This is a genomic window from Streptomyces viridosporus (assembly GCF_002078235.1).
Lineage (GTDB): Bacteria > Actinomycetota > Actinomycetes > Streptomycetales > Streptomycetaceae > Streptomyces > Streptomyces viridosporus.
The window spans coordinates 1-4957 of record NZ_MSGP01000466.1 but is presented as its reverse complement, the minus strand read 5'-3'; the positions used below and the strand labels follow the sequence as shown (position 1 = coordinate 4957).

Annotated in this window: 5 protein-coding genes; 3 read left to right on the top strand and 2 right to left on the bottom strand. The window is 70.3% G+C overall.

What is annotated here, in order from left to right; genetic code table 11:
• The 3 genes from B7L92_RS29250 to B7L92_RS42840 all read left to right on the top strand — a co-directional run.
• Positions 1-363, top strand: a 363-nt coding sequence (locus tag B7L92_RS29250) for a transposase (RefSeq protein ID WP_143626394.1), incomplete at its 5' end; no start/stop codon positions are given.
• Between the two features lie 141 nt (positions 364-504).
• Positions 505-750, top strand: a complete 246-nt coding sequence (locus B7L92_RS29245) for a hypothetical protein (RefSeq protein ID WP_081240381.1) — start codon at positions 505-507, stop codon at positions 748-750.
• A gap of 1315 nt (positions 751-2065) precedes the next feature.
• Entirely contained in the window at positions 2066-2212 is a 147-nt protein-coding gene (locus B7L92_RS42840; RefSeq protein WP_255311195.1) for a hypothetical protein, read from the top strand.
• Between the two features lie 271 nt (positions 2213-2483).
• On the opposite strand, the gene B7L92_RS29235 is transcribed toward B7L92_RS42840, so the two are convergent.
• Both B7L92_RS29235 and B7L92_RS29230 read right to left on the bottom strand, forming a co-directional pair.
• Complete coding sequence (locus B7L92_RS29235; protein WP_081240380.1) at positions 2484-4163, bottom strand: SWIM zinc finger family protein; 1680 nt, start codon at positions 4161-4163, stop codon at positions 2484-2486.
• Between the two features lie 305 nt (positions 4164-4468).
• Positions 4469-4747: a hypothetical protein gene (locus tag B7L92_RS29230; RefSeq protein WP_255311194.1), complete on the bottom strand. Its 279-nt coding sequence runs from the start codon at positions 4745-4747 to the stop codon at positions 4469-4471.
• Positions 4748-4957 lie beyond the last annotated feature (210 nt).

Below are 4957 nucleotides of genomic sequence, written 5' to 3'. Positions count from 1 at the left end.
GGCAACCGCAATGACATCACCGAGCTCATGCCGCTTCTGGAAGCGGTCCCACCGATCCGCGGCAAGCGGGGGCGACCGCGGCAGCGGCCCCGGGAGATCTACGCAGACCGCGGCTATGACCATGACTGCTACCGCCGCCAGGTCCGGGCGAAGGGCATCAAGCCCGTGATCGCCCGCCGTGGCACCGAGCACGGCTCCGGTCTGGGCACCAAGCGGTGGGTTGTCGAGCAGACGATCGCGCTGCTGCACTGGTTCAGCCGCCTGCGCATCCGCTGGGAGATCCGCGACGACATCCACGAGGCGTTCCTCAAACTCGCCTGCTCGCTGATCTGCTGGCGCCGCCTGCAAACTGCATTCCGTTAGGAGCTCTTACAAGGCGGATGTCAGCGGGGCGAAGCCGTCTGGCCCCAACTCTCCCCGGACTGCCTGCCGTTGCCATCCTAGCCGCCCGTAAGCTTGCAACCGCTCAGCTGAGTAAATGTTCATACCCCATGGAGGCGACCTATGGTTTCCGGCCCCGACCATTACGAGAAGGCCGAGCAGCTGCTTTCCGACGCCGAAGCGACGGACATTGGAAGCGACTTGGAGCGATACCGTCTCGCCGCTGCCCAGGTTCACGCCACTCTCGCTCTGGCAGCCGCCACGGCGCTGAACGATCACGATCCGAAGGGAGAAGGCATGAGAGCAAGCGACCTCCGTGCGTGGATCACCGTAGCCGGAGAAGATGAGGATGAGAGGAAGCAGCAGTAACCAGAGCTTGCCAGCCCTGGGTACGCGCCCATAGGTGGCGCGGTCAGCAACACAGGTCCCGGGGCGCCCCCAGCACCAGGTTGCCATGCTAAGGCCTCTCACTTGCCATGGACCATGTGTGGACAGGCTCTGTCCCTCCGGTGCTCCCCGCGCTTATGACCAGCAACGTCGCACGGATCTCCAACGCCCTCCGGAGCCGTGTGCGCAGGTTCGAATCCTGCCGGGGGCACCCAGTATGAGGTGCCCGAAGACCCCGCTCCCAGCGGAAACGCTGGGAGCGGGGTCTTCGCGTATGTACAGCCGTACGCCACCGGAAGCAGGCCCGGGTCGGAGTCCGCGGATGGGTCGTGGAGGGGATCTTGGGGCATCGTCGCAGGTGAGCCCTGGGAAGCGGGAAGGCCCCTAGGCAGTTCCAGGGGCGGATGCTCAGGGTGCTTTCAAAAGGGCGCGCGTGTGGTGACGTGGTGGTCGGTCCAGGGAGTGCAGTGGTCTGGTGCGGCCGCCCGCGTTACCGGCCTGGGTGTGCGCCATGGGGGGCGGCTTTTTCGTCTCTCGGGCCGGTGGCGCGGGTGCGCGTCCCGCCGTCGGACCCGGTCGGTGTCGTTCAGTAGCCCAGGGCGCCTGCGGTGTGTCGCTGCCGGTCTCGATCTCCGTGCATCTACAGCAGGAGCCGCCCGCACCAAGGGGGACCGGGCGGGCGGCTTCGTGGGCATGGTGCCGCCTTCGCACCGCGACTCGGCGGTGCGAAGGCTCCGAGGCAAAACAGTCCCCGGTAGTGCTGCACGTGTCCTGGGGCTTCAGTCGTCACTGTCGCTCCGGTATCGCGCCGGCTTGCCGGGGGCCTGAGCCACATCCTGTCCGAGTCACTCCGCCGACTAGACGTCCTCGTCGACTTTGTAACTCTTTCGGTGTTATGACCTAGTAATCAGGTTAGACAGGGTATGCGATGAGTCAAGAGGCTCTGGAGAAAATTTTCAGCATCCGGCGGGTGGAGGTGTGTGACCGCCCCGAGGGTGCTGCGGCGTGTCGGTCATGCTACACCGGGCCCTACTGCGCAAGCCGTCGGAAAGCGCCCCGGTCCGCATCGTCGAGCCTCTGGACCGGAAGGGTCGGGGCTCGGGCTGCGGCACACAGGCCGCCGAGCAGGCTCGGCGCGTGACATCGTCCGCCGGCTCGCGAGTGCGGCCAGCGCGGACGAACTCCTGGTCGGACGGTGGGTCGGCCGGATCAGCATTCTGGATCCCTGCAAGCTCTACAAGCGCTATAAGCCCTACCTGCGTCAGCGGTCGGGTCGGTGCTGCCGGCGGGCCTGCCGGTGCTGCACATCAGTCTGGTCGGCTCGCTGGCCGGCATGATCGTGTCGGTGGCGGCGTGGGGCTTCTCGATCCTGGTGATGACCGAGGCCATGAAGGAGATCCCCCAAGGAGCTGGAGGAGTCGGTGAAGCTGGACGGCGCGGGTGAATTCCGTGTCTTCTGGCAGGTCGTCCTGCCGCTCTGCCGCTTCACCCTGGCTGTGATCGGCATCTTCGGGTTCACGATGATCTGGGACCAGTACATGCTGGCGCTGCGCTCCTTGCGCTCGGACGACCAGGTGGGCATCGGGGTGCTGCCGTCGGGGCTCGCCTTCCTGGCGCTGCAGCGCTCGTTCCTGCGGGGGCTGACGTCGGGGACGGGAACGGGATGCGGTCTCACCGGATCATGCTCTCCGTCCCTCACCGTCCCGGTGCACCTCTCACAGTCCGTGCTCGTCCATCAGGCGCATCAGGTTCCGCTTGCGTTTGTGGGCGGCGCGCAGGTCGGCGGCGTACGCGGTGAAGTCGTCCGGTGTGCCCAGGCGGTGGTGGCAGTCCCGCATGCTCAGCAGCAGGCCGACCAGCCTTTCGTAGACGGCGTTGCCGGTCTGCCCGGTGAGCGGTTCGGCGAGGCGCCGGTAGACGGTGAGCGCGTCGGCGGGGCGCGCGGTGCGGGACCGGTCGGCGAGGGTGAGCCACCGGTCGTCGTGGGCGCCGGTCTCGGCGGCGGCCTGCCAGGCGGCGTCGACGTCCTGGTCGTCGAGGAGGACGTCGACCAGGACGGAACCGCCCCGGCGCCCGCTCCGCCCGGCGTCGGCCCGCAACAGGGCGAGCGCGTTCTCGCGCTCGGTCGGCCAGCGGCCGGCGGCACGGGCCGCCGCGCGCAGTTGGCGGTACGTGAGCAGGCTGCGGCGGGCGGCGAAGTGGTCGCGGCGCAGGGCCACGGCGTCGGTGAGCCGGTCCGCTTCCGTGTAGCGGTCGGAGAGGTGGTCGACGAGAGCCGTGTCGACCGAGGCGAGGCCCTGCTCCTGTTCCCGGACGTCCCGGATGCCGCGCTCGGCCCACTCCTGGGCCTCACCGGGGCGGCCGGCGGCCTCCAGTTCCCGGGCGATGACCAGGTGGGTGTGGCCGTTCGGTGCGAGGTCCGCGGCGTGCACGGCGATCACCGTGTCCGTGTCCCGCCCCGCCTTCGCGAGGCGTCGCATCAGGTCCTTCTCGGCCCAACCGGTCCGGTTGGCCCGCCACGCCTCGACCGCGCGTTCCCGCAGGATCCTCATTCCCGGTGCGCCGAGCAGGTCCTCGTAGTCGAGCGGGTCGATGTCGATCGGGTCGGCCGCGTCGTCGAGGGCCCGGTCGGCCAGCCAGTGTGCGAGCGCCTCGGGGTCGGGCCGTGCCGCGCGGCACGCTGCGCGGTGCGCGTCGGCGAGGTCGGCTCCGATGTCTCCGAGCCGCCCGTCGGAGTCGTCGACGCGGTCCGCCGCCCGGGCCAGCAGGCCCATGGCCTCCCGCGCCAGGTCCATCGCGTCGGCTGCCCGGCCCGAGCCGGTCAGTTGCCTGATCATGGCGACCGCCTGTCCGGCCTGGTCGGCGTAGGCGCGGGCATCGGCGTACTCGACGTATCCGTACCGGGCGAACGGGCCGATGTCGAGCAGTTCACGGACCAGGGCCCGGACCTCCGCCGGCTCCCCCATGGCGCTCGCGGCCCGCAGTTCCAGACGGCGGCGCAGGTGCCGGTCCTCGGCCATCTGGTCCCTTACCAGGGCGAGCAGTTCCTCCCGGGACAGTCCGGAGAGCCAGGCGTCGAGGCTCCGTGCCCGCTTCCGGGCCGTCCTCCGCCGCCGCGGCAGGTCGTCCTCGCGGGCGAGCACGGTCAGTCCGAGTGCGACCAGGTGCTTGCAGAAGTTCCCCTCCTGGCCGTACGGGCAGTCGCACGTGCCGGTCATGCCCTCGGGGCCGTCCGGGTACAGCTCCGCCCCGTACCGCTCCGTGCCGTGAACGGTCGCGCTGATCCAGCCGTCACCGACCTGGACCCCGGTCACCGCGTCGAGGTAGCCGAGCCCGCGCTCGAAGGAACGCGCACCCGCCAGTGCCCTGAGGTTCGTCTCCGTCAGGCCGTCCACGCAGCTCTCCGCACCCCGGTTCCGTTTCCGTTCGACGGCTTGCGCCCGTGATCGCCGGTCCGGTCCGGTCCGATTCGCGGTCGGGCCGAGCGGTTCCCGGCACGACGCCTGCAGCGCGTCGTGCGGGACGGGACGGGAGGGGTCTCCCTCACCGCACGGTCCGGGCTTCCCCCGAGGGCCGCGCCGGGCACCGGTCGGGGTTTCGGAAGCCACTCGCTCCTTGCCCGCGGACGGACAGGTGGGGCACCGCCGTCGGTCGCGCCCCGCCGAACAGTACAGCGCGTCCCTCGCCGGCCGACGGTTCTCTACGGCGCGGGACGGACGGCCTCGCGCCGGTGTCGCCGGCCGCGGATCTCCTTGAGCGACAGGAGGACGGCGGTCAGGTTCAGGGGGAAGGCGACCGCGTCGGCCACCTGGGGGATGTCGACGGAGCGCAGCAGGCTCGCTCCGGTGGCGACCAGGAGAAGGGAGAGCGGCAGGAATCTGCGCCACGGGGGCAGGTCCCGCATCCGGGCGACGGTGACGGAGCACCACAGGGCGAGGCAGAAGAAGGCGATCCCGAAAGCGGCGACGGCGAGCAGCATGCGAGACATCTCCATGAGGGCGGCCGGGCCCGCCGCGGTGGGCGAGTGGCCCGCGCTGCGGGCGTACGGGTGAGGGGGAGGAGGTGATGCGCGTCGGACCGGGTCGGTTCTTCGTGCGGGCGGTGCGGTGGTCGGACGCGTGAGGTCACGCTGTCCGGGACAGCTCCGGCCCCCGGCCGGTGTCCGCGTGCTCCCGATCCGTTCGACGCG